General features: G+C 63.7%; 21 protein-coding genes. 12 read left to right on the top strand and 9 right to left on the bottom strand.

Translation table 11 applies throughout. The features are described 5' to 3' along the window. Positions 1-3: 3 nt before the first annotated feature. A complete protein-coding gene (gene greB / locus R9B85_RS21470; RefSeq protein WP_063914016.1) occupies positions 4-477 on the top strand; it encodes a transcription elongation factor GreB in 474 nt (157 codons plus the stop codon). A gap of 126 nt (positions 478-603) precedes the next feature. Here greB and R9B85_RS21475 read toward each other — a convergent pair whose 3' ends face one another. Both R9B85_RS21475 and R9B85_RS21480 read right to left on the bottom strand, forming a co-directional pair. Next, a complete protein-coding gene (locus R9B85_RS21475; protein WP_313853805.1) occupies positions 604-3,111 on the bottom strand; it encodes an FtsX-like permease family protein in 2,508 nt (835 codons plus the stop codon). Beyond that, a complete protein-coding gene (locus R9B85_RS21480; RefSeq protein WP_016714756.1) occupies positions 3,111-3,794 on the bottom strand; it encodes an ABC transporter ATP-binding protein in 684 nt (227 codons plus the stop codon). Before R9B85_RS21480 ends, R9B85_RS21475 begins: the two co-directional genes overlap by 1 nt. A 10-nt stretch (positions 3,795-3,804) precedes the next feature. Here R9B85_RS21480 and R9B85_RS21485 point away from each other — a divergent pair, with 10 nt between their 5' ends. The 3 genes from R9B85_RS21485 to R9B85_RS21495 all read left to right on the top strand — a co-directional run bounded on the left by R9B85_RS21485 (position 3,805) and on the right by R9B85_RS21495 (position 5,848). Next, positions 3,805-4,410, top strand: a complete 606-nt coding sequence (locus tag R9B85_RS21485) for an arylesterase (protein WP_112252318.1) — start codon at positions 3,805-3,807, stop codon at positions 4,408-4,410. Positions 4,411-4,468: 58 nt separating this feature from the next. Next, positions 4,469-4,759: a hypothetical protein gene (locus R9B85_RS21490; protein ID WP_013971899.1), complete on the top strand. Its 291-nt coding sequence runs from the start codon at positions 4,469-4,471 to the stop codon at positions 4,757-4,759. Between the two features lie 111 nt (positions 4,760-4,870). Further along, positions 4,871-5,848, top strand: a complete 978-nt coding sequence (locus tag R9B85_RS21495) for a L,D-transpeptidase family protein (RefSeq protein WP_112252319.1) — start codon at positions 4,871-4,873, stop codon at positions 5,846-5,848. Between the two features lie 132 nt (positions 5,849-5,980). Here the strand turns inward: R9B85_RS21495 and oprI are convergent, their stop codons facing one another. Beyond that, complete coding sequence (gene oprI / locus R9B85_RS21500; RefSeq protein WP_003259780.1) at positions 5,981-6,232, bottom strand: outer membrane lipoprotei OprI; 252 nt, start codon at positions 6,230-6,232, stop codon at positions 5,981-5,983. A gap of 508 nt (positions 6,233-6,740) precedes the next feature. On the opposite strand from oprI, the gene R9B85_RS21505 reads away from it, so the two are divergent. Beyond that, the gene (locus tag R9B85_RS21505; protein ID WP_025338432.1) at positions 6,741-7,022 is read left to right on the top strand and encodes a GNAT family N-acetyltransferase; all 282 of its coding nucleotides are present in this window, start codon (positions 6,741-6,743) and stop codon (positions 7,020-7,022) included. 127 nt (positions 7,023-7,149) lie between these two features. Here the strand turns inward: R9B85_RS21505 and R9B85_RS21510 are convergent, their stop codons facing one another. Then, complete coding sequence (locus tag R9B85_RS21510) at positions 7,150-8,226, bottom strand: 3-deoxy-7-phosphoheptulonate synthase (RefSeq protein WP_013971901.1); 1,077 nt, start codon at positions 8,224-8,226, stop codon at positions 7,150-7,152. A 231-nt stretch (positions 8,227-8,457) separates the two neighbouring features. On the opposite strand from R9B85_RS21510, the gene R9B85_RS21515 reads away from it, so the two are divergent. The 3 genes from R9B85_RS21515 (at position 8,458) to cysB (ending at position 11,131) form a co-directional block, all read left to right on the top strand. Continuing rightward, positions 8,458-9,405, top strand: coding sequence for a putative 2-dehydropantoate 2-reductase (locus R9B85_RS21515; RefSeq protein WP_215521220.1), 948 nt, complete (start codon positions 8,458-8,460; stop codon positions 9,403-9,405). 124 nt (positions 9,406-9,529) lie between these two features. After that, positions 9,530-10,027 carry a universal stress protein gene (locus R9B85_RS21520; RefSeq protein ID WP_015269711.1) on the top strand — a complete coding sequence of 166 codons (498 nt, stop codon included), beginning with the start codon at positions 9,530-9,532 and terminating at the stop codon, positions 10,025-10,027. Between the two features lie 129 nt (positions 10,028-10,156). After that, on the top strand, positions 10,157-11,131 hold the full coding sequence (gene cysB / locus R9B85_RS21525; protein WP_207877535.1) for an HTH-type transcriptional regulator CysB: 975 nt from the start codon (positions 10,157-10,159) through the stop codon (positions 11,129-11,131). Positions 11,132-11,259: 128 nt separating this feature from the next. Here cysB and R9B85_RS21530 read toward each other — a convergent pair whose 3' ends face one another. From R9B85_RS21530 to R9B85_RS21550, 5 genes are all read right to left on the bottom strand, one after another. Beyond that, the gene (locus tag R9B85_RS21530) at positions 11,260-11,994 is read right to left on the bottom strand and encodes a phosphoadenylyl-sulfate reductase (RefSeq protein ID WP_085624684.1); all 735 of its coding nucleotides are present in this window, start codon (positions 11,992-11,994) and stop codon (positions 11,260-11,262) included. Positions 11,995-12,188: 194 nt separating this feature from the next. Then, entirely contained in the window at positions 12,189-13,532 is a 1,344-nt protein-coding gene (pabB, locus tag R9B85_RS21535) for an aminodeoxychorismate synthase component I (protein ID WP_112252322.1), read from the bottom strand. Between the two features lie 211 nt (positions 13,533-13,743). Further along, positions 13,744-14,724 carry an alpha-L-glutamate ligase-like protein gene (locus R9B85_RS21540; protein WP_112252323.1) on the bottom strand — a complete coding sequence of 327 codons (981 nt, stop codon included), beginning with the start codon at positions 14,722-14,724 and terminating at the stop codon, positions 13,744-13,746. Continuing rightward, the gene (locus R9B85_RS21545; RefSeq protein WP_112252324.1) at positions 14,724-16,259 is read right to left on the bottom strand and encodes an inactive transglutaminase family protein; all 1,536 of its coding nucleotides are present in this window, start codon (positions 16,257-16,259) and stop codon (positions 14,724-14,726) included. The genes R9B85_RS21540 and R9B85_RS21545 overlap by 1 nt, the downstream gene beginning before the upstream one ends. A 5-nt stretch (positions 16,260-16,264) precedes the next feature. Beyond that, complete coding sequence (locus tag R9B85_RS21550; RefSeq protein WP_046615736.1) at positions 16,265-16,801, bottom strand: ATP-dependent zinc protease; 537 nt, start codon at positions 16,799-16,801, stop codon at positions 16,265-16,267. Positions 16,802-17,130: 329 nt separating this feature from the next. Here R9B85_RS21550 and R9B85_RS21555 point away from each other — a divergent pair, with 329 nt between their 5' ends. From R9B85_RS21555 to acnD, 4 genes are all read left to right on the top strand, one after another. Next, positions 17,131-17,847, top strand: coding sequence for a GntR family transcriptional regulator (locus tag R9B85_RS21555; RefSeq protein ID WP_112252325.1), 717 nt, complete (start codon positions 17,131-17,133; stop codon positions 17,845-17,847). Continuing rightward, entirely contained in the window at positions 17,844-18,734 is an 891-nt protein-coding gene (gene prpB / locus R9B85_RS21560) for a methylisocitrate lyase (protein WP_112252326.1), read from the top strand. Before R9B85_RS21555 ends, prpB begins: the two co-directional genes overlap by 4 nt. A gap of 165 nt (positions 18,735-18,899) precedes the next feature. Next, a complete protein-coding gene (gene prpC / locus R9B85_RS21565; protein WP_112252328.1) occupies positions 18,900-20,027 on the top strand; it encodes a bifunctional 2-methylcitrate synthase/citrate synthase in 1,128 nt (375 codons plus the stop codon). A 163-nt stretch (positions 20,028-20,190) separates the two neighbouring features. Next, entirely contained in the window at positions 20,191-22,779 is a 2,589-nt protein-coding gene (gene acnD / locus R9B85_RS21570) for a Fe/S-dependent 2-methylisocitrate dehydratase AcnD (RefSeq protein WP_207877575.1), read from the top strand. The last annotated feature ends 19 nt before the right edge of the window (positions 22,780-22,798 follow it).

The raw sequence follows: 22,798 nt of genomic DNA on the forward strand, positions 1-22,798 counted from the left end.
CTGTTGAGTACCAACATCATCACCACGGAAGGCCATGAGGCGCTGAAGAAAGAGCTGGACCACCTGTGGCGAGTGTACCGCCCGGAAATTACCCAGAAGGTTACCTGGGCGGCATCGCTGGGCGACCGCAGCGAGAACGCCGACTACCAGTACAACAAGAAGCTGCTGCGCGAGATCGACCGTCGGGTGCGTTACCTGCGCAAGCGCCTTGAGGATGTAAAGGTAGTGGCCTACTCGCCGCAGCAGGAGGGCAAGGTGTTTTTCGGGGCCTGGGTGGAGATCGAGAACGATGAGGGCGAGACGATGAAGTTTCGCATTGTCGGTTATGACGAGATCTATGGGCGCAATGACTACATCTCGATCGACTCGCCCATGGCTCGTGCCCTGCTGAAGAAGGAGGAGGGTGACGAGGTGGTGGTGCACACGCCTACCGGTGAAGCGACCTGGTATGTGAACAGCATCACATACGGCCAGTGAGTTGATGTTGCCTGTGCTGGCCTCTTCGCGGGTAAACCCGCTCCCACAGGTCCAACACAGGTTTCAAGTACTGTGGCGAACCTGTGGGAGCGGGTTTACCCGCGAAGAGGCCGGCACAGGCTGTCATCAACTCTCGCGTAAAACCGACAACGGGCTGGCATTCAACGCCCGCCGCGTTCCCAGCACCCCCGCACCACCCACCAACAGCGCCCCTGCCAGCGGCAACACCAGCAACCACACATGCGGGCTCCATTGCAGGTCGAAGGCATAGCGGTACAGCACCAAGGTAATCAGCTCGCACCCGACCGCCGCCAGCAAGCCGCTGGCCGCCCCCAGCAAGCCGAACTCGATCCGCCGTGCCTTGACCAGCAATGGCCGCGCCGCGCCCAACGCACGTAGCAAGGCACCCTGGCGAATGCGCTCGTCCAGCGTCGCCTGCAAACCAGCGAACAACACCGCCAGCCCGGCTGCCAGCACGAACAGCAACACATACTCCACTGCCAGGGTGACCTGGGCGAGGATGCTGCGCAGCTGATCGAGCAAGGCGTCCACCTGCAGGATGGTCACCGCCGGGAATGCGCGTGACAGCGCCACCACATCCAGGTCATGGCCCGGTGCCAGATAGAAGCTGGTCAGGTAGGTGGTCGGCAACCCCTGCAGCGTGCCGGGTTGGAATATCATGTAGAAGTTCGGCTGGAAGCTGTCCCAGTGCACGCTGCGCAGGCTGCTGACCCGGGCCTGGCGCTGCTGGCCGCCGATATCGAAGGTCAGCAGGTCGCCCAGTTGCAGCTTCAGGCTGCTGGCCAGTTCCGCCTCTACCGACACACCGGGGGTTTCATCTTCGGCGGGCAATGCCTGCCACCAGTTGCCGCTCGCCAGGGCGTTGCCTTCGGGCAGTTCGGCCGCCCAGGTCAGGCTGAGGTCGCGCTGCACGGCGCGTTCGCCTGCCGAGTCCTTGCTGACCACCTGCTGCACCGGTTGCTCGTTGATACGCACCAGGCGGCCAGGTGTTACCGGGTAAAGCGGCGCCGAGGTGGCGTTGACCTGCTGCAGGTGTCGGGCGAAGGGCTCACGGTCATCCGGCAGGATGTTCAGGGCGAAATGGTTGGGTGCATCCTTGGGCAACTGCGCTTGCCAGGTGTCGAGCAGTTCCGCGCGCAGCAGCGCGACGAGGGCCATGGCCAGCAGGATCAGGCCAAAGGCCAGAGCCTGGCCGGCAGCGGCCATGGGGTGGCGCAGCAGTTGGCCCAGCCCCAGGCGCCAGGTCAGAGGGGCCCCGGCCAGCAATTGGCGCAGGCTGCGCAAACCGAGCAGCAGCAGGCCACCGAGCAGCAGCGCGGCGACCAGGCCACCACCGAGCAGGGCGAAGGTGAGCAGCAGGTCGAGGCTAAGGCGCCACATGATCAAGCCCAGGGCGAACAGGGCCGCGCCGTACACCAGCCAGCTGCTGGGCGGTATCGGCAGCAGGTCGCGGCGTAGCACGCGCAGCGGTGGCACCTGGCCCAGCGCCGCGATTGGCGGCAGGGCGAAACCAGCCAGGGCCACCAGCCCGGTAGCGATACCGGCCATTGCCGGGACGATGCCGCCTGCAGGTACTACGCTTGGCAGCAGGCCATGCAGCAGGCGGAACAGGCCCAGTTGGGCCAGCCAGCCGAGCAGGGCGCCGGCCAGCGCGGCGACCAGGCCAAGCATGGCCAATTGCAGGCAGTACAAGCCCAGTGCCTGGCGGCGCGAAAGGCCGAGGCAGCGCAGCAGGGCGCTGGCGTCCAGGCGGCGTGCGGCATAGCGGCTGGCCGACAGGGCCACGGCGACGCCTGCCAGCAACACTGCTACCAGGCTGGCCATGTTCAGGTAGCGCTCGGCCTTGCCCAGTGCGCCGCCGACCTGCTGGTTGCCATCGCGGGTGTCGCGCAGGCGCTGGTTGGCGGCCAGGTCCTTTTTCAGTGCCTCGCGGTACCGGGCCAACGTTTCGGCATCGCCGCGCCACAGGTCGCGGTAGGTGACCCGGCTGCCCGGCTGGATCACGCCGGTGGCATGCAGGTCGGCCAGGTTCATCATTACCCGTGGGGTAAGGCTGTAGAAATTGTTGGCGCGGTCCGGTTCGTAGGTCAGCACGCGGCTCATTCGCAGCGTCTTCATGCCCACATCGATGCTGTCGCCAACCTTCAGCCCCAGCGCCGCCAGCAGGCGTGGTTCAACCCATGCTTCCCCAGGTGCCGGGCCGCCTCCCGGGGTTTCTGCGCCATACGGCGCCGCGGCGCTACGCACTTGCCCGCGCAGCGGGTAGGCACCATCGGTAGCCTTGACGCTGGACAGCTGGATGCCGTTGTCGCCGCCGACCACGCTGGTGAACTCGACCACCTGGGCGTGGCGCAGGCCGAGCGCCTTGCCAGCCTCGATCTGCTGGTCGCGGGCCGGGGCGCTGCCCTGCAGCACCAGGTCGGCACCGAGGAACTCGCTGGCGCGCAGTTGCATGGCACCGTTGAGGCGGGCACCGAAATAACCGATGGCAGTACTCGCCGCCACTGCCACCAGCAGGGCGAAGAACAGCACGCGCACTTCGCTGGCGCGAATGTCGCGCAGCAGCTGGCGCAGGGCCAGGCCGCACAGGCGGGACAGCGGCATGTGGGTCATCAGGCCTCCACCGGGGCCACCAGGCGGCCCGCATCCAGGCGGATCTGGCGACGGCAGCGCCGGGCCAGGCGTTCGTCATGGGTAACCAGCACCAGGGTGGTGCCGCGCTCCTTGTTCAGTTCGAACAGCAGGTCGCTGATGCGCTCGCCGGTGTGGCTGTCGAGATTGCCGGTGGGTTCGTCGGCGAACAGCACTGCCGGTTGCGCGGCGAAGGCGCGGGCGATGGCTACCCGTTGCTGTTCGCCGCCCGAAAGCTGGCGCGGGGTGTGGCTCAGGCGCTTGCCCAGACCGACCCGTTCGAGCAGGGTGCGCGCGTGTTCGCGGGCATCGCGGCGGCCGTCCAGCTCCAGCGGCAGCATGACGTTTTCCAGGGCGTTGAGGCTGTCGAGCAGCTGGAACGACTGGAACACGAAGCCCACATGCTCGGCGCGCACCCGCGCGCGTTGGTCTTCATCCAGCGGCCCCAGGTCGTGGCCAGCGAGGATGACCTTGCCGGCACTGGGCTGGTCGAGGCCGGCAAGCAGGCCGAGCAGGGTCGACTTGCCCGAGCCCGAGGCGCCGACGATGGCCAGGCTGTCGCCCTGGGCCAAGTCGAGGGACAGTGCGTGCAGGATGGTCAGGTCACCTTCCGCGCTGGGGACCACTTTGCTAAGGTTCTGCGCAACGAGAATGCTGGGGCCCATGGAGAATCCGATGCGAGTGTGGTGGTTGAGTGCCGGTCTGGCCCTGTATTGCCTGGCCCAGAGCGCGGCGGCGGGAACATTGCTGGTTGTCGGCGATAGTATCAGCGCCGGTTTTGGCCTGGATACCCGCCAGGGCTGGGTTTCCCTGTTGCAGACCCGCCTGAAGGATGAAGGTTTCGACGACAAAGTGGTCAATGCATCGATCAGTGGCGATACCAGTGCAGGTGGCCAGGCGCGGCTGCCGGCGCTGCTTGCAGCGCACAAGCCGAGCCTGGTGGTGCTGGAGCTGGGCGGCAATGATGGCCTGCGCGGGCAGCCGCCTGCGCAATTGCAACAAAATCTTGCCTCGATGATCGAGAGTTCGCGCAAGGCCGGTGCCAAGGTCGTGCTGCTGGGCATGCGTCTGCCACCCAATTATGGCGTGCGCTACACCACCGCCTTCGCCCAGGTGTATGAACAGCTGGCGAGAGAAAAACAGGTTCCGCTGGTGCCGTTCTTTCTCGAAGGGGTAGGGGGCGTGCCTGAGTTGATGCAGGCGGATGGCATTCACCCGGCTCAGGCCGCCCAGCAGCGCCTGCTGGAAAATGCCTGGCCAGCGATAAAACCCTTGCTGTGACGCTTTAAACGGCGCCGGCTTTCGGCTAATGTTGCGCCCCCCGTTTCGAGTGCCACCGATGCCGCGCCCTGCCTGGTCCCTGTATGCCTACCAACTGATCGAGCCTGATGAGCAGCTCGACCTGTTTGCCTGCCAGGAAATCCGCGTTCACCTCGTGGCCCGTCAGCTCGAGCTGGGCGTACCGGCCGACCGCACGCTGTGCGGTGGTCTGCTGCCGGCGCAACCACGCTGGTCGGGGGTGCCGCGCTCGATCTACCGTGACGGCCGCCTGTGCGACCTGTGCCGCGCCATCCTCGATGCCCAGCGGCGCGGCATGCGCCCGGTGTGGCCGGAGCTGCAGGGCGGCTGAACACCGCGCCTTTCATCATCTGAAACGCTTGCATGGCGCCAATGCCTCCCGCTTGCATCGGCGCGGGTGTACAATCGATTCTCTTGACCCACCTTTCGAAGGATTTACCGGATGTTGCCGCGCTTTCCTGCCGTCACCCGTAGCCTGTCCCTGGCCGCCCTGCTGGTAGCAGGCCCCGCTGTTGCGCTGGAGCTGCCACTGCCACCACCCGGTGAAGACATCATCGGCCAGGTGCAGGTTATCAAGGCAAAGTACGAGGACACGTTCGCCGATATCGGCACTGCCAACGACCTCGGCTACCTGGAAATGATCGCCGCCAACCCTGGGGTGGACCCGTGGCTGCCAGGTGCCGGCACCGAGATCATCCTGCCGACCCGCTACATCCTGCCGCCTGGCCCGCGTGAGGGCATCGTCATCAACCTGGCCGAGTACCGCCTGTACTACTTCCCGAAAGGGCAAAACGTGGTGCATACCTTCCCGCTGGGGATCGGCCGTGAGGGCTGGGGATCGCCGATCGCCAATACCAAGATCACCGCCAAGACGCCGAACCCGACCTGGACCCCGCCGGCGTCGATCCGTGCCGAGCACGCGGCTGACGGCGACATCCTGCCGAGCGTGGTGCCGGCCGGCCCGGACAACCCGCTGGGGCCGTTCAAGTTCACCCTCGGCGTGCCGGGCTACCTGATCCATGGTTCGAACAAGAAGTTCGGCATTGGCATGCGTACCAGCCACGGTTGCTTCCGCATGCTCAACAACAACGTGCTGGAGTTGTCGAAGATGGTCCCGGTGGGTACGCCGGTGCGCATCATCAACGAGCCCTACAAGTTCGGTATCAGTGGCGGCAAGGTCTATCTGGAGGCGCACACGCCGCTGGACGACCAGGGTAATCCGTCGGTGGTCGATAAACACACTGCTGTTATCAACGCCTTGCTCAAGCGTGAGGATCTGGCCAATAACCTACGCATGAACTGGGACATGGTGCGTGATGTGGTGGCCGCTGAAGATGGCATGCCGGTGGAAATTGCCGTGCCGACTGAAAGCCAGGGTGGCGCACCGATGGTTTCGAGCATTCCGCCCGAACTGCAGTAAGGTAATTGCGACACACCCGGGCCTGCCTTAGTGCAGGCCTTTTCGTTTCTGCCTGGCGCGTTTGCCTTGTGCGCAGGCAATAAAAAAGCCGACCCACAAGTGGGTCGGCTCCATAACAATCCGTGAGGATTATTACTTGCGGCTGGCTTTGTCCAGCATACGCAGAGCGCGCTCGTTGGCTTCGTCAGCGGTCTGCTGAGCCTTCTGAGCGGCTGCCAGTGCGTCGTCAGCCTTACGGTAGGCTTCGTCTGCACGAGCTTGAGCGCGAGCTGCTGCGTCTTCAGTCGCAGTCAGACGAGCTTCGGTTTCTTTGGATACGCTGCTGCAACCGGTAGCCAGAACTGCGGCCAGAGCCAGAGCAGAGAATTTCAGAACGTTGTTCATCGTGTTCCCCTTCAAGGACTTTCTATTAAATAGCCATCTCTCGGAAAAGAGAAACTGGCCGGCGTACATAGTACCCATTACTTGTAGTAAGTAAACTGACTAAGCGCAAGAACTGCAAAAAAAATGTTGCTTGACGCCTTTCCGACAAGATTTGCGACACGCTTGTGAAAAAAACGTACAGGGTTCGCAAGCGACTGTAGTACAGGAACTTTTTTGTTGAACTAAGGGTGACTTTAACTGTCCTTCAGCGTCTTAAGCCCTAGTACATCCGGTGGCTGCCGGGCCGGCAGGCAAGAATGGCACTTGGCTGCATTTTCGCCATTTTTAACCGCCACCACCTTGAGCAATCCCGCCTGCGGCGCCTACTATCTTGTGAGTGCCAGGGGATCCGAACGATTGCAATCGTCCAGTGGTCGAAGGGGCAACAGGTGGCGTAGAGGATTCTGTGTCGGATAAACCACCATCGGTTAAGGTATGGGTCTGCCGAGAAGACCTGCGAGGAGTAGTGATGAGCGAAGCGCTGACCATCCACCATGACCAGGCCGGTCATCAGTTCGAGACCAATGTGGACGGTCATCGTGCCTATCTGACGTACATGGACCTGGGCAAGCAGACGCTGGACATCTATCGCACCTTCGTACCCAACGCCCTGCGCGGCCGCGGGATTGCTGCTGCCCTGACCGAACGGGCCCTGGAGTATGCTGAACAGATGGGCTACACGGTGATTCCGTCCTGCTCGTACGTGGAGCGCTACATGGAGCGCCAGCAGCGGCATTCGAGCAAGGTCTGATTCTGAAAAAAAGCGGGGCCGCTTCGCGCCCCATCGCGACACAAGGCCGCTCCTGCAGGGTTATGCGATTTCCTGTAGGAGCGGCCTTGTGTCGCGATGGGGCGCGAAGCGGCCCCGCTTTCTTTTATCAGCCGCGCTTACGCTGCGGCAGCACATCCTTCAGCTTGGCCCGCATGCTGCGCAGGGTCTTCTCGGTAGCCGACCAGTCGATGCAGGCATCGGTGATCGAAACGCCGTACTGCAGCTCGTCCAGGTTCTTCGGAATCGATTGGCAGCCCCAGTTCAGGTGGCTCTCCACCATCAGGCCGATGATCGACTGGTTGCCTTCGAGGATCTGGTTGGCGACGTTCTCCATCACCAGCGGTTGCAGGGCCGGGTCCTTGTTGGAGTTGGCGTGGCTGCAGTCGACCATGATGTTGGCCTTGATCTTGGCCTTGGCCAGGTCCTGCTCGCAGAGGGCGACGCTGACCGAGTCGTAGTTCGGCTTGCCGTTGCCACCGCGCAGCACCACGTGGCCGTACGGGTTGCCCTTGGTGGTGACGATCGAGACACCGCCTTCCTGGTTGATGCCGAGGAAGCGGTGCGGCTTGGAAACCGACTGCAGGGCGTTGATGGCGACGGTCAGGCCGCCGTCGGTGCCGTTCTTGAAGCCGACCGCCGAGGACAGGCCAGAGGCCATTTCGCGGTGGGTCTGCGATTCGGTGGTGCGGGCGCCGATGGCCGACCAGCTGATCAGGTCCTGCAGGTACTGCGGGGAAATCGGGTCGAGCGCTTCGGTGGCGGTTGGCAGGCCCATTTCGGCCAGGTCCAGCAGCAGCTTGCGGCCGATGTGCAGGCCATCCTGGATCTTGAACGAGTCATCCAGGTACGGGTCGTTGATCAGGCCTTTCCAGCCGACGGTGGTGCGCGGCTTTTCGAAATACACGCGCATGACCAGGTACAGCGTGTCGGACACTTCCTCGGCCAGCACCTTCAGGCGCTCGGCGTACTCGTGGGCGGCCTTGATGTCGTGGATCGAGCAAGGGCCGACCACGACGAACAGGCGATGGTCCTTGCCGTCGAGAATATTGCGCACCACTTCACGGCCGGCAGTCACGGTCTGCAGGGCCTTGGCGCTGAGGGGGATTTCCTTCTTGAGCTGATCGGGGGTGATCAGGGTCTCGTTGGAGGCAACGTTCAAGTCATCGATCGGTAAATCAGCCATCGTGTTACTCGTCAGGTCACGGTGCCGGCCGCCAACTATCCCCGTGCGGCCCAGCAGCAAGAATAATCGCAGCGGGGAGCCGAACCTTAGCGCGTTACAGGTGGCGCGACAATGGGCTGGGCCCAGTCCGTGTGGGGTTTTTCCGAGATGGCAGGTGTTTGCCATGCATGGGCTGCCCAGCGCTGCGCAACCTGTGTAAAAAGAGGGCTGACTTTATACCTGGAGATCGGCATGCATCCGCACACACCACGTATCGGCATCATCGGCAGTGGCGCCATCGGCGGCTTCTATGGGTTGATGCTGGCCCGAGCCGGCTTCGATGTGCATTTTCTGTTGCGCAGCGAGTACGAGGTTGTCCGCGAGCAGGGGTTGACCCTGGACAGTGCCGTGCATGGCAACTTGCAGATAGAGGTGCAGGCCTATGCCAGTGCCGCCGACATGCCGCCCTGCGACTGGCTGCTGGTGGGGGCCAAGGCCACCAGCAATGACCAGTTGGCGCCGCTGATCGTGCAGGCGGCCGCACCGGGTGCCAAGGTGGTGCTGCTGCAGAACGGCCTGGGCGTGGAGGAGCAGTTGCGCCCGGCCTTGCGTAGCGACATGCACCTGCTCGGCGGCCTGTGTTTCATCTGCGTCAACCGCCAGGCGCCCGGCGTGATCCGCCACCAGGCCCTGGGCGCGGTCAACCTCGGCTACCACAGCGGGCCGGCCAACGATGGTGGTGCCGAGCTGGTCAATGAGGGCGCGGAGCTGTTCCGGGCTGCGGGCATCGACTCGCAGGCCATGCCCGACCTGGCCCAGGCACGCTGGCAGAAGCTGGTGTGGAACGTGCCCTACAACGGCCTGTCGGTGTTGCTCGGTGCCAGCACCACGCCGCTGATGGCCGACAGCCATGCTCGCGCCCTGATCCAGGCCTTGATGGCCGAGGTGGTGCAGGGTGCGGCGGCGTGTGGCCATGTGTTGCCCGAGGGCTATGCCGAGCACCTGTTCCAGGTGACCGAGCGCATGCCCGACTATTGGCCCAGCATGTACCACGACCATGTCCACAAGCGCCCGCTGGAACTGCAGGCCATCTATGCCGAGCCGTTGGCGCAGGCGCGCGCGGCAGGCTGCCGCTTGCCGCGCATGGAGATGCTGTACCAGGCGCTGGCTTTCATCGACCGAGGTGCACAGCCTCGCTGAGCGTGGCTTTGGTCCTGCCACGGCTCTCCAGCCCGCGTCGGCAGCGCGCCGGACGGCAAAGCGTGCGTCCGGCGCGCTGCTAAGCTGAAGCTTGCCCTGCCGCAGCGGCAGTCGAGGAGGTCGAATGATCCACTCCATGCTGTACGCCACCGACCTCGGTGTCTACGCCCCTTTTGTCATGCAACACGCGCTGGCGCTGGCACGCACGTTCGGCGCCGAGTTGTATGTGATCCACGCGGTAGAGCCCATGGGCCAGTTCGCTGAATCTCTCCTGCAAAGCTACCTCGATGAACAGACGCTCGACCAGTTGCACAGTCAGGGGGTGAACACGGTGATGGCCAATATCGAGCAGCGTGTGCTGGAAAACTTTCGCGACGAACTGGGCGAGGAGGCCGACCTGGCGGTGATCAAGGCGGTGCGGGTACGCCAGGGCGACCCGGCGCAGGTGATCCTCGACCAGGCGCAGCGGCTGAGCGTCGACCTGCTGATTTTCGGCAGCCACAGTGCTGGCGCCGGCGTGGATGTGCCATTGGGGCGCACGGCGGTAAGGCTGCTGCAGCTGTCGCCGGTTCCGGTGTACATGGTGCCGCTGGCACAGCATTTGGGGCGTAGGAAAGCATGAAGATGGCCGTAGGCCATTTCGGGGTGGCATGTAACAAAATAGTTCTAGATTTATTTCCAGAACCACTAATATAGTTATATATCGTCGCTGCCTGCTGCCGCCGACTCATCGCTGAACCGAGGGGAACCTATGAAGCTTCAACAACTGCGCTACATCTGGGAAGTGGCGCACCATGACCTCAACGTCTCCGCGACGGCGCAGAGCCTGTATACCTCCCAGCCAGGTATCAGCAAGCAGATCCGCCTGCTCGAGGATGAGCTGGGTGTTGAAGTCTTTGCCCGCAGCGGCAAGCACCTGACCCGCGTTACCCCGGCCGGTGAGCGCATCATCAATACCGCCGGTGAAATCCTGCGCAAGGTCGAAAGCATCAAGCAGATTGCCCAGGAGTTCTCCAACGAGAAGAAGGGCACGCTGTCCATCGCCACCACCCACACCCAGGCGCGTTACGCCTTGCCGCCGGTGATCAGCAACTTCATCAAGCAGTACCCTGAAGTGTCCTTGCACATGCACCAGGGTTCGCCCATGCAGATTGCCGAAATGGCCGCGGACGGTACCGTCGACTTTGCCATCGCCACCGAGGCGCTGGAGCTGTTCGGCGACCTGATCATGATGCCGTGCTACAAGTGGAACCGTTGCGTGGTGGTGCCGCAAGGTCACCCACTGGCCAAGCTGCCGAAGCTGACCCTGGAAGCAGTCGCCGAATACCCGATCGTCACCTATGTGTTCGGGTTCACCGGGCGCTCGAAGCTGGACGAGGCGTTCAACCACCGTGGCCTCACGCCAAAAGTGGTGTTCACTGCGGCAGACGCCGACGTCATCAAGACTTATGTACGCCTGGGGTTGGGCGTGGGTATCGTCGCCGGCATGGCCGTGGACGCCAAGCTCGACAGCGACCTGGTAGCACTGGATGCCAGCGAGCTGTTCGAAGCCAGCGTCACCAAGATCGGCTTCCGCCGTGGCACCTTCCTGCGCGGCTTCATGTGCGACTTCATCGAGAGGTTCGCCCCGCACCTGACCCGTGAAGTGATGGCCAAGGCCATTCAATGCCATAACAAGCAAGAGCTGGAAGAGCTGTTCGAAGGTGTCGAACTGCCGGTGCACTGATCCAGAAATATAGGGGGCCTCACGGCCCCTGTGGGAGCGGGTTTACCCGCGAAGAAGGCGACGCGGTGTATGGCACCGGCTTCGCCGGTGTTCGCGGGTGAACCCGCTCCCACAACGGCCCCAGTCGTTTATGCCTTGCTGATCAGGTTGCCAGCGTGCAACCCGCATTCCTTCTGCGTCGACTCTTCCCACCACCAACGCCCTTCACGCTCATGCTGGTTAGGCAACACCGGCCGGGTGCAGGGCTCGCAGCCAATGCTGATGAAGCCGCGCTCGTGCAGGCTGTTGTACGGCAGTTCCAGCATGCGGATATAACCCCACACTTCTTCGCTGCTCATCTGCGCCAACGGGTTGAACTTGTACAGGGTGCGCTCGGGGGTAGAGAAGGCGCTGTCGATTTCCACTGCCGCCACCTGGCTGCGAGTGCCCGGGCTCTGGTCGCGGCGCTGACCGGTGGCCCAGGCGCTGACGGTGGCAAGCTTGCGACGCAGCGGCTCGATCTTGCGGATGCCGCAGCACTCGCCATGGCCGTCCTTGTAGAAACTGAACAGGCCCTTTTCCTTGACGAACGGGTCGAGCTTGGCACGGTCGGGGCTGAGGATTTCGATCGGCAGGTTGTACTGCTCGCGCACCTGGTCGATGAACCGGTAGGTCTCCGGGTGCAGGCGGCCGGTGTCGAGACTGAACACCTTGACCTGCTTGTTCAGCTTCCAGGCCATGTCCACCAGCACCACATCCTCGGCGCCGCTGAAGGAGATCCACAGGTCATCACCGAAGTGCTCGAAGGCAAGCTTGAGGATGTCTTGCGGGGACTTGTTGGCATAGGTCGCGGCCAGGGCGGCGACGTCGAAGGGTTGGCTCATCAGGCGGTTTCCATCTTGGCTGTGGCGCTGTGCGCTCGTAGTGAGGTGATGGTAACAAAAAATGGCGGGGTAGACGGGCCGATATCGGTGGCGCCTGCTTCGCGGGTAAACCCGCTCCCACAGGTATGATGCAGCCCTTCGGATATGCACAGAACCTGTGGGAGCGGGTTTACCCGCGAAGCAGGCGCCACCGATCACAAGCCTTGCAGGGTCTCCATCAACACCCGCACCTTGGCAATCGACTCTTCATATTCGGCCTGCCACTCGGAGTCGGCCACCACCGCGCCGCCGCCCCAGCAGCTGACCTGTCCGCCCTTGACCAGCAGGCTGCGAATGGCAATCGAGCTGTCCATCTCGCCGCGCACATCCACGTAGAGCAGTGAGCCGCAGTACAGCGCCCGGCGCGCCGGCTCCAGTTCGTCGATGATCTGCATGGCGCGGATCTTCGGCGCGCCGGTGATCGAACCGCCGGGGAAGCTGTCGCCGATCAGGTCAAGGGCGTCCTTGTCGCTGGCCAGCTGGCCGGTGATGCTGCTGACCAGGTGGTGCACATTGGGGTAGCTCTCCAGGCTGAACAGCTCCGGCACCTTCACCGAGCCAATCTCGCAGGTACGCCCCAGGTCGTTGCGCAGCAGGTCGACGATCATCAGGTTTTCCGAGCGATCCTTGGGGCTATGCAGCAGCTCCTCGGCATTGCGCATGTCTTCGGCCGGGTTGCTGGCGCGCGGGCGGGTGCCCTTGATCGGCCGGGTTTCCACCTGGCGTTGGCTGACGCGGATGAAGCGCTCGGGCGAAAAGCTCAGCAGGGCGCTGCCGTCGGCCAGTTGCTGGTAGCCGGAGAAGGGCGTGGGGCAGGCTTTGCGCAGGGCCTGGTAAGCGTGCCACGGGTCGCCCTGGCAGGGCGCGCGGAAGCGCTGGGTAAGGTTGATCTGGTAGCAGTCGCCCGCCTGAATGTAGCGCTGCACCCGGTCAAAGGCGGCCTTGTACTGTTCGGGCTGAAGGTCGCCGGCCATCGGCGCGAGTAGTTGGAAGCTGCCACGTTCCGCGTTGTCGACACCTTCGAACAGGGCGATCAGGCGTTCCCGTTCGCTGCCCGGCAGGCTCGGGTGGAACACCAGTTGGCTGGTCGCGCACTGGTGGTCGGTAACCAGTGCCCAGGCGTACAGGCCCAGTTGCGCATCTGGCAGGCCAAGGTCGTCCACAGCCTGGCTGGGCAGGTGTTCAAGCCGGCGGCCGAAGTCATAGCTCAGATAGCCGATCAGGCCGCCAGCAAACGGCAGCTCGCTGCCTGCGGGCAACTGGGCATGGCCTAGTTGGGCCAGGCCGGCGCGCAGGCGCTGGAGGAAGGTGCGGCCATCTTCGTCGGGCTGTGCCTGCAGGTGTTGCAGCGGCCAGGCGCTGAGCAGGTCGAAGCGCCCGCGCTCGGCGCCGGGGCGGGCGCTGTCCAGCAGGATCGCGCCGGGGGCCTGGCGCAGGCGAGCGAAATAGGCGGCAGGGTCGGGCTGGTAGGGCAGGGGGTGGAGCGTACAGGTCGGCATCAGTGTGGACGGCGATGTAAAAGCGAGGAGGGCGATTGTAGACCTGTGCAGGAAATGCGCCTAGCACTGGGCGCGACATTCAACATTGTGTTTGGCATCTGGGGCTGCTCTGCAGCCCAATCGCGACACAAGGCCGCTCCCACAGGATTGCGCGATCTCCTGTCGGAGCGGCCTTGTGTCGCGAATGGGCCGCAAAGCGGCCCCCGGGTTGCTAGCGCGGATGCACGTGCCCGAACAAACCTTGCGATACACGCACGCGCTGTTCGGCATCTTCGCTGATGCCATCCTTGGCCAGCGCTTCCAGGTGCGCCTCGATGGCGTGGGTACGCTGGGTCAGGCCGCAGTCGTTGGCGATCTGGATGTTCAGGCCAGGGCGGGCATTGAGTTCGAGAATCAGCGGCCCCTTGTCCTGATCCAGCACCATGTCGACACCGATGTAACCCAGGCCACACAGCTCGTAGCAACCGGCGGCCAGCTTCATGAAGCCGTCCCAGTTCGGCAGTTGCACGCCATCCACCGCGTTGGTGGTGTCCGGGTGCTTGCTGATGATGTTATTCAGCCAGGTGCCGCGCAGGGTCACGCCGGTGGCCAGGTCGACACCCACGCCGATGGCGCCCTGGTGCAGGTTGGCCTTGCCGCCGGACTGGCGGGTCGGCAGGCGCAGCATGGCCATTACCGGGTAGCCCATCAGCACGATGATGCGGATGTCCGGCACGCCTTCGTAGCTGATGCTCTTGAAGATCTGGTCGGGGGTGACCCGGTACTCGATCAGCGCACGGTCGCGATGGCCGCCCAGCGAGTACAGGCCGGTGAGGATGCTCGAGATCTGGTGCTCGATTTCCTCGTGGCTGATGATCTTGCCCGACACCGTGCGGTAGCGGTCCTCGAAGCGGTCGGCGATCACCAGGATGCCGTCACCGCCGGCGCCTTGCGCCGGCTTGATGACGAAATCGCTGCGCCCGCCGATGATCTGGTCGAGCTTGTCGATCTCTTTCTCGGTCTCGATGATGCCGTACATTTCCGGCACATGGATACCGGCCGCCAGGGCGCGCTCCTTGGTGATGATCTTGTCGTCGACGATCGGGTACAGGTGGCGCTTGTTGTACTTCAACACGTAGTCCGCGTTGCGCCGGTTGATACCCATGATGCCCCGGGCCTCCAGGGCTTTCCACGTCTTGATCAGGCCAAACATCAGGCGTCAGCCTTCTTCAGGAATGCCTTGAAGCGCACGAGCTCGGTCAGGCGGTAGCCGCGGTAGCGACCCATCGCCAGCATGAAGCCCACCAGGATCAGCAGCACGGCCGGGAAGGTGAACACGAAGTACACCAGCTCCGGCACCATCATCAACAGGTGCGCCAGGGAAGCGGCGAACAGGGTGCCGATGGCCACTTTCATGGCATGGCCGCCGCCACGCTCTTCCCAGGTAATGGACAGGCGCTCGATGGTCATGGTCAGGATCACCATCGGGAACAGCGCTACCGACAGCCCGCGCTCCAGGCCCAGCTTGTGGCTGAACAGGCTGATGGCGGCAATCAGTACCACGACGAAGGTCAGTACCACCGACAGGCGTGGCAGCATCTGCAGTTTCAGGTGTTCCAGGTACGAGCGCAGCGACAGGCCCAGGGCGGTGATGACCGTGAACAGCACGATGCCGAAGCCCAGCTGGGTCTCGCGGAAGGCCAGGGCGATCAGTACCGGGGTGAAGGTACCCAGGGTCTGCAGGCCGATCAGGTTGCGCAGCACCAGGATCACCAGCACGCCGATCGGGATCATCACCATGATCATGAAGGTTTGCTGGGTCTGCAGCGGCAGGCCGTACAGCGAATATTCGAGGAAGTCGGCGTCGGTATTCTCGTCGGTCAGCTTGGCCAGGCGGATGGCGTTCATCTCGCTGTTGTTCATGCTGAAGGTAACGTTGGCCTTCTTGCCGCCATCGACGGTGATCAGGTTGTCGTCACCGGTCCACCACAGCAAGCGATCGCTGGGCAGGCCCTGCTCGCCAGTGTCCGGGTTGAAGTACAGCCAGTCGTTGCCGTTGAAGCTGCGCAGCCACAGTTCCGGGGTTTGCGGGGTGTCGGCGACCAGGCGGATGGTGTGCACCTTTTCCATCGGTACGTGGGCGATCGACAGCAGCAGGTCGATGACCTGGGCTTTCTTCATGGCCGTGGTGTCGCCGGCCAGCAGCAGCTTGACGTTGTCGTCGTTGAGGTTGTTGACCCGCTTGATGGTCTCGCTGACGAAGGTCTCGACGTCGGCCGAATGCTGGCGGATCGGCGCCATCAGGGCCTCGGCGGCGATCTTCTCGGGGCCTTCCACTGCCAGGCTGTCACGGAAGGTCGGGCCTTTGACCGTGGTCTTCTCGTTGCTGTAGCGCTTGGTCAGTACCAGGCGGTAGTAGAGGGTCTGGTTGCCGCTGGCGCGGCGGGCCGACCAGGTGACCTTGCGGTTGCCGTCGGCACGGTTGACGCTCACCCCGTAGTTGTTGGAGATGAAGCTCTCGTTGAGGCTGACGTAGTCGCGGTTCAGCGGTGGCACGAACATCTGCACCTTGACCGGGTCCTTGGTGCTGGCCACGAACTCGACCTTGGCGTCGATGTTCCACAGGTCGTCGGTTTCATCCTCGGTTACCGGGATGCCGAGTACGAAGATCTGATAAGCCGTGACCGCCACGCCCAACAGCACCAGCACGGTGATCAGGACTTTCAGATGGAGGGTAAGAGAGCGCATCGGGATTACTCTGCTTTGGGAGCGTCGGTGGCACAGGCAGGTTTGCCGGCCGCGTATTTAAGGCTTGGGTCGACCAGCGCGTCGAAGTGCTTGAGCGCCTCGGAGCCGATCAGCAGCGGGAACTGGAAGGCGCTGCGGTCGGTGAGGTTGACTTCGATGGTGCGCACGGCCTGGCCCATGCAGATTTCAAGTTCGATGACCGGGCGTGCGGTGTAGGCCTTGCCCGATTCAGCATCATAGTCGCCGGCCCGGCGCTTGATCTTGCTTACGCGTGCCAGCGGGCGTTCGATAGGGTGCGAATGGGCGGCGTCGATGGCCAGGTAGAAGCGCACCCAGCTTTCACCGTTGCGCTTGAAACGCTTGATGTCGCGGGCGCTGAGCGAGGCGGTCTTGGCGCCGGTGTCGAGCTTGGCGGCCACTTCAAGATCCAGGTCGCCCAGGCGTGCATATTCGTTGAGACCGTACACGGTCTTGCCTGCGGCCTGGCCAAGGGCCGGCAGCAGGGTGAGGCAGAGCAGCAATAATGCGGGTGTAAGTCTCATATTCCTGGCGCGGTGCAGTGCAAGGTTCGGGGCTGTTTTCAAAGCCATGTTCAGGGCCGTGTTCAGGGCAAGGCGACTGGCAGCGACTGCGCAAGCTTCCTCGTTCATCTGTCAACAGCATGAATGGATGACAGACAGGCTATCCATACTCCAACGGAGGCGCGGCATTCTATCACGCCGGCGCCTTGACGCCAGCGGTGCGCGTTCAGACAGCATCGGGCAGGCGTTAGTTCGTTCTTAGACGATTGTCGACAATATTCATTTTGTCTTTGACTGCAACGGTCGAATTAGCTAATTTCTGGCAAAGAGATTTGCAAGGTGTCGACAATATGCAAGACCTATCCACCCCCAGCCCGGGGCTGGCAGACGAAACGGAAACCTTGTCCGAAAACGTCTTCCGGCGCATCCAGGCGGCCATCGTCAAGGGCGATATCGCCCCCGGCAGCAAGATTTCCGAGCCGGAGCTGGCGCGCACCTACGGCATCAGCCGCGGGCCGCTGCGCGAGGCCATCCACCGCCTCGAAGGCCAGCGTCTGCTGGTGCGCGTGCCGCATGTGGGGGCGCGGGTGGTTTCGCTCAATCACGCCGAACTGATCGAGCTGTACGAAATTCGCGAATCGCTGGAAGGCATGGCCTGCCGCCTGGCCGCCGAACGCATGAGCCAGGCCGACATCGACGAACTGCGCCGGGTGCTCGACACCCACGAGCGCGATGCCGCTTTCCAGGCCGGCCTGGGCTATTACCAGCAGGAAGGCGACTACGACTTCCATTACCGGATCATTCAGGGCAGCGGTAACCAGACCTTGGTCAAGATGCTGTGTGGCGAGCTGTACCAGCTGGTGCGCATGTACCGCATCCAGTTCTCGGCCACGCCCAACCGGCCGCGTCAGGCCTTTGCCGAACACCACCGCATTCTAGATGCCATCGCCGACCGAGACGGCGAGCTGGCCGAACTCCTGATGCGCCGCCACATCGGCGCGTCCAAGCGCAATATCGAGCGTCACTATCTGGACGCCTACAACAATAGCCCACGAGGTGAGAAATGACTGTGAAGAGCACCCCCGGTCAGCGTTTCCGCGACGCCGTTGCCGCTGAACATCCGCTGCAGGTGGTTGGCGCCATCAACGCCAACCATGCCCTGCTGGCCAAGCGCGCCGGCTTCAAGGCCATCTACCTGTCCGGTGGCGGCGTCGCCGCTGGTTCGCTGGGCCTGCCGGACCTGGGCATCAGCGGCCTGGACGATGTACTCACCGATGTGCGTCGCATCACCGATGTGTGCGACTTGCCGCTGCTGGTGGATGTCGACACCGGTTTCGGTGCTTCTGCCTTCAACGTCGCCCGTACCGTGCGCTCGATGAGCAAGTTCGGCGCTGCCGCCATCCATATCGAGGACCAGGTTGGCGCCAAGCGCTGCGGCCACCGCCCGAACAAGGAAATCGTCAGCCAGCAGGAAATGATCGACCGCATCAAGGCCGCAGTCGACGCCCGTACCGATGACAGCTTCGTGATCATGGCACGTACCGACGCCCTGGCCGTCGAGGGCCTGAACGCCGCCCTGGACCGCGCCGCCGCCTGCGTCGAGGCCGGTGCCGACATGATCTTCCCGGAAGCCATCACCGAACTGCAGATGTACAAGACCTTCGCCGACCGGGTGAAGGCACCGATCCTGGCCAACATCACCGAGTTCGGCGCCACGCCGCTGTACACCACCGAGGAGCTGGCCTCGGTCGATGTGTCGCTGGTGCTGTACCCGCTGTCGGCGTTCCGCGCCATGAACAAGGCGGCCGAGAACGTGTACACCGCGCTGCGCCGTGACGGTACGCAGAAGAACGTGATCGACACCATGCAGACCCGCATGGAGCTCTACGATGCCATTGGTTACCACGCCTTCGAGCAGAGCCTCGATGCGCTGTTTGCCCAGAAGAAAGGCTGAAGATTAAAGGCGTTCGTTGGCGCTGCCGGCCTCTTCGCGGGTAAACCCGCTCCCACAGGGATCCCACATACCTGTGGGAGCGGGTTTACCCGCGAAGAGGCCGGCACAGGAAAACCCGATTAGCCAGCAAGATTTCCATAACAAGTTCAAGAAAGGAGAAACACCATGGCCGAAGCAAAAGTACTCAGTGGCGCAGGCCTGCGCGGCCAGGTGGCCGGCCAGACCGCGTTGTCGACCGTGGGCCAGGCCGGTGCCGGGCTGACCTACCGGGGTTACGATGTGCGTGACCTGGCCGCCGGTGCCGAGTTTGAAGAAGTCGCCTACCTGCTGCTGTACGGCGAGCTGCCGAGCAAAGCCGATCTGGCCGACTACAAGCGCAAGCTCAAGGGCCTGCGTGACCTGCCGCAAGCCCTGAAGGAAGTGCTCGAGCGCATCCCGCGTGACGCCCACCCGATGGACGTGATGCGCACGGGTTGCTCGGTGCTTGGTACCCTCGAACCCGAACTGACCTTCGATGAGCAGCGCGACAAGACCGACCGCCTGCTGGCGCTGTTCCCGGCGGTGATGTGCTACTGGTACCGCTTCACCCACGACGGCGTGCGTATCGACTGTACCAGCGACGAAGACACCCTCGGTGGCCACTTCCTGCACCTGCTGCACGGCAAGAAGCCGAGCGAGCTGCATGTCAAGGTCATGAACGTGTCGCTGATCCTCTACGCCGAGCACGAATTCAACGCCTCGACCTTCACCGCGCGTGTCTGTGCCTCGACCCTGTCCGACCTGTATTCCTGCGTTACCGCTGCCATCGGTTCGCTGCGCGGCCCGCTGCACGGCGGTGCCAACGAAGCGGCGATGGAACTGATCGAGCGCTTCCAGAGCCCGCAGGAAGCCACTGCCGAGCTGCTGTGCATGCTCGAACGCAAGGACAAGATCATGGGCTTTGGCCATGCCATCTACAAAGAGTCCGACCCGCGCAACGAGGTGATCAAGGGCTGGTCGAAACAGCTCGCCGACGAAGTGGGTGACAAGGTGCTGTACCCGGTTTCCGAAGCCATCGACAAGACCATGTGGGAGCAGAAACGCCTGTTCCCCAACGCCGACTTCTACCATGCCTCGGCGTACCACTTCATGGGCATCCCGACCAAGCTGTTCACCCCGATCTTCGTCTGCTCGCGTCTGACCGGCTGGGCGGCGCACGTCTTCGAACAGCGCGCCAACAACCGCATCATCCGCCCGAGCGCCGAGTACGTCGGCGTCGAGCAGCGCCAGTTCGTGCCGATCGAACAGCGCTGAATAGATATAGAGAGGCAACCCGTTTCCCCTGTGGGAGCGGGCGTGCCCGCGAATGCGCCCGTAGGGGCAACCGCTTTGCACCTGCTGACGCATTCGCGGGCACGCCCGCTCCCACAGGGGGCGGTGAAACCTTCCGAATCCTGTGACCGAGCCTGATTCCATGATGAACACTGCATTCCGCAAGCACCTGCCAGGCACCGACCTGGACTACTTCGATGCCCGCGCGGCGGTCGAGGCCATCAAGCCCGGCGCCTACGATGGCCTGCCTTACACCTCTCGGGTACTCGCCGAAAACCTGGTGCGCCGCTGCGACCCGGCTACCCTCGACGCCTCGCTGGGCCAGCTGATCGAGCGCAAGCGCGACCTCGACTTCCCGTGGTTCCCGGCCCGCGTGGTGTGCCACGACATTCTCGGCCAGACCGCGCTGGTCGACCTTGCCGGCCTGCGTGACGCCATCGCCGACAAGGGCGGCGACCCGGCCCAGGTCAACCCTGTGGTGCCGGTGCAGCTGATCGTCGACCACTCGCTGGCCGTCGAGTGCGGTGGCTTCGACCCGCAGGCCTTCGAAAAGAACCGCGCCATCGAAGACCGCCGCAACGAAGACCGCTTCCACTTCATCAACTGGACCAAGAAGGCGTTCAAGAACGTCGACGTGATCCAGCCAGGCAACGGCATCATGCACCAGATCAACCTGGAGAAGATGTCGCCGGTGATTCACAACGATCGTGGCGTGGCCTACCCGGACACCTGCGTCGGCACCGACAGCCACACCCCGCATGTCGACGCCCTGGGCGTGATTGCCATTGGCGTGGGTGGCCTGGAAGCCGAGAACGTGATGCTTGGCCGTGCATCGTGGATGCGCCTGCCGGAAATCGTCGGTGTCGAGCTGACCGGCAAGCTGGCACCGAACATCACTGCCACTGACCTGGTGCTGGCCCTGACCGAGTTCCTGCGCAAGCAGAAAGTCGTCGGCGCCTACCTGGAGTTCCACGGCGAAGGTGCCCGTGCCCTGACCCTGGGCGACCGCGCCACCATCTCCAACATGGCCCCGGAATATGGCGCCACTGCGGCGATGTTCGCCATCGACCAGCAGACCATCGACTACCTGCGCCTGACCGGCCGCGAAGAGCAGCAGGTCAAGCTGGTGGAGACCTATGCCAAAGCCACCGGCCTGTGGGCCGACAGCCTGGGCGGCGCGGTCTACGAGCGCACCTTGAGCTTCGATCTGTCGAGCGTGGTGCGCAACATGGCCGGCCCGTCCAACCCGCATGCCCGCGTCGCCACCAGCGACCTGGCGGCCAAAGGCATCGCCGGCAACTGGGAAGAAGTGCCGGGGCAGATGCCCGATGGTGCGGTGATCATTGCCGCCATCACCAGCTGCACCAACACCAGCAACCCGCGCAACGTGATTGCCGCGGGCCTGCTGGCGCGCAATGCCAACAAACTGGGCCTGGCCCGCAAGCCGTGGGTCAAGTCGTCGCTGGCGCCTGGCTCCAAGGCCGTGCAGCTGTACCTGGAAGAGGCGGGGCTGGAGAAGGAACTGGAGCAGCTCGGCTTCGGCATCGTCGCCTTTGCCTGCACCACCTGCAACGGTATGTCCGGCGCCCTGGACCCGGTGATCCAGCAGGAGATCATCGACCGTGACCTGTACGCCACTGCCGTGCTGTCGGGCAACCGCAACTTCGACGGGCGTATCCACCCGTATGCCAAGCAGGCCTTCCTCGCTTCGCCGCCACTGGTGGTGGCCTACGCCATCGCCGGTACCATCCGCTTCGATATCGAGAAGGATGTGCTGGGCGTGGTCGATGGCAAGGAAATCCGCCTCAAGGACATCTGGCCCAGCGACGAAGAGATCGACGCCGTGGTGCGCGCCGCGGTCAAGCCGGAGCAGTTCCGCAAGGTGTACATCCCGATGTTCGCCATCGAGGAAGACCGTGGGCCGAAGGTGGCGCCGTTGTACGACTGGCGCCCGATGAGCACCTACATCCGCCGCCCGCCGTACTGGGAGGGCGCCTTGGCCGGTGAACGTACCCTGCGCGGCATGCGCCCGCTGGCAGTGCTGCCGGACAACATCACCACCGACCACCTGTCACCGTCCAACGCCATCATGCTGGACAGTGCTGCCGGCGAATACCTGGCCAAGATGGGCCTGCCGGAGGAGGACTTCAACTCCTACGCTACCCACCGTGGCGACCACCTGACGGCCCAGCGCGCCACCTTCGCCAACCCCAAGCTGTTCAACGAAATGGTGCGCAAGGAAGACGGCAGCGTGAAGCAGGGCTCGCTGGCGCGTATCGAGCCGGAAGGCAAGGTCACCCGCATGTGGGAGGCGATCGAGACCTACATGGAGCGCAAGCAGCCGCTGATCATCGTCGCCGGCGCCGACTACGGCCAGGGCTCGTCCCGCGACTGGGCGGCCAAGGGGGTGCGCCTGGCCGGTGTCGAGGCGATCGTCGCTGAAGGCTTCGAGCGCATTCACCGCACCAACCTGGTGGGCATGGGTGTGCTGCCGCTGGAGTTCAAGCCGGGCACCGACCGCAAGACCCTCGGCCTGGATGGCAGCGAGACCTATGACGTACTGGGCGCGCGTACGCCACGGGCGACGCTGACCCTGGTGGTGACCCGCGCCAACGGCGAGCGCCTGGAGGTACCGGTGACCTGCCGCCTGGACACCGCCGAGGAAGTGTCCATCTACGAGGCTGGTGGGGTGCTGCAGCGCTTTGCCCAGGACTTCCTCGAAGCGAGCGCCTAATCAAGAGCAGCGCGCTCCC

Origin of the sequence: Pseudomonas sp. NLJ1 (assembly GCF_049486705.1) — a bacterium.
In the GTDB taxonomy this organism is placed as follows: Bacteria; Pseudomonadota; Gammaproteobacteria; order Pseudomonadales; family Pseudomonadaceae; genus Aquipseudomonas; species Aquipseudomonas inefficax.

Excerpts from the sequence above, each read along its gene's own strand:
- R9B85_RS21540 (WP_112252323.1), bottom strand. The coding sequence starts at position 14,724 with ATGTTTGGCCTGATCAAGACGTGGAAAGCCCTGGAGGCCCGGGGCATC.
- R9B85_RS21550 (WP_046615736.1), bottom strand. The coding sequence starts at position 16,801 with ATGAGACTTACACCCGCATTATTGCTGCTCTGCCTCACCCTGCTGCCG.
- R9B85_RS21505 (WP_025338432.1), top strand. The coding sequence starts at position 6,741 with ATGAGCGAAGCGCTGACCATCCACCATGACCAGGCCGGTCATCAGTTC.
- R9B85_RS21480 (WP_016714756.1), bottom strand. The coding sequence starts at position 3,794 with ATGGGCCCCAGCATTCTCGTTGCGCAGAACCTTAGCAAAGTGGTCCCC.
- R9B85_RS21510 (WP_013971901.1), bottom strand. The coding sequence starts at position 8,226 with ATGGCTGATTTACCGATCGATGACTTGAACGTTGCCTCCAACGAGACC.
- prpB (WP_112252326.1), top strand. The coding sequence starts at position 17,844 with ATGACTGTGAAGAGCACCCCCGGTCAGCGTTTCCGCGACGCCGTTGCC.
- R9B85_RS21530 (WP_085624684.1), bottom strand. The coding sequence starts at position 11,994 with ATGAGCCAACCCTTCGACGTCGCCGCCCTGGCCGCGACCTATGCCAAC.
- R9B85_RS21520 (WP_015269711.1), top strand. The coding sequence starts at position 9,530 with ATGATCCACTCCATGCTGTACGCCACCGACCTCGGTGTCTACGCCCCT.
- prpC (WP_112252328.1), top strand. The coding sequence starts at position 18,900 with ATGGCCGAAGCAAAAGTACTCAGTGGCGCAGGCCTGCGCGGCCAGGTG.
- R9B85_RS21495 (WP_112252319.1), top strand. The coding sequence starts at position 4,871 with ATGTTGCCGCGCTTTCCTGCCGTCACCCGTAGCCTGTCCCTGGCCGCC.
- oprI (WP_003259780.1), bottom strand. The coding sequence starts at position 6,232 with ATGAACAACGTTCTGAAATTCTCTGCTCTGGCTCTGGCCGCAGTTCTG.
- R9B85_RS21485 (WP_112252318.1), top strand. The coding sequence starts at position 3,805 with ATGCGAGTGTGGTGGTTGAGTGCCGGTCTGGCCCTGTATTGCCTGGCC.
- pabB (WP_112252322.1), bottom strand. The coding sequence starts at position 13,532 with ATGCCGACCTGTACGCTCCACCCCCTGCCCTACCAGCCCGACCCTGCC.
- R9B85_RS21545 (WP_112252324.1), bottom strand. The coding sequence starts at position 16,259 with ATGCGCTCTCTTACCCTCCATCTGAAAGTCCTGATCACCGTGCTGGTG.
- cysB (WP_207877535.1), top strand. The coding sequence starts at position 10,157 with ATGAAGCTTCAACAACTGCGCTACATCTGGGAAGTGGCGCACCATGAC.
- acnD (WP_207877575.1), top strand. The coding sequence starts at position 20,191 with ATGAACACTGCATTCCGCAAGCACCTGCCAGGCACCGACCTGGACTAC.
- R9B85_RS21515 (WP_215521220.1), top strand. The coding sequence starts at position 8,458 with ATGCATCCGCACACACCACGTATCGGCATCATCGGCAGTGGCGCCATC.
- R9B85_RS21490 (WP_013971899.1), top strand. The coding sequence starts at position 4,469 with ATGCCGCGCCCTGCCTGGTCCCTGTATGCCTACCAACTGATCGAGCCT.
- R9B85_RS21475 (WP_313853805.1), bottom strand. The coding sequence starts at position 3,111 with ATGACCCACATGCCGCTGTCCCGCCTGTGCGGCCTGGCCCTGCGCCAG.
- R9B85_RS21555 (WP_112252325.1), top strand. The coding sequence starts at position 17,131 with ATGCAAGACCTATCCACCCCCAGCCCGGGGCTGGCAGACGAAACGGAA.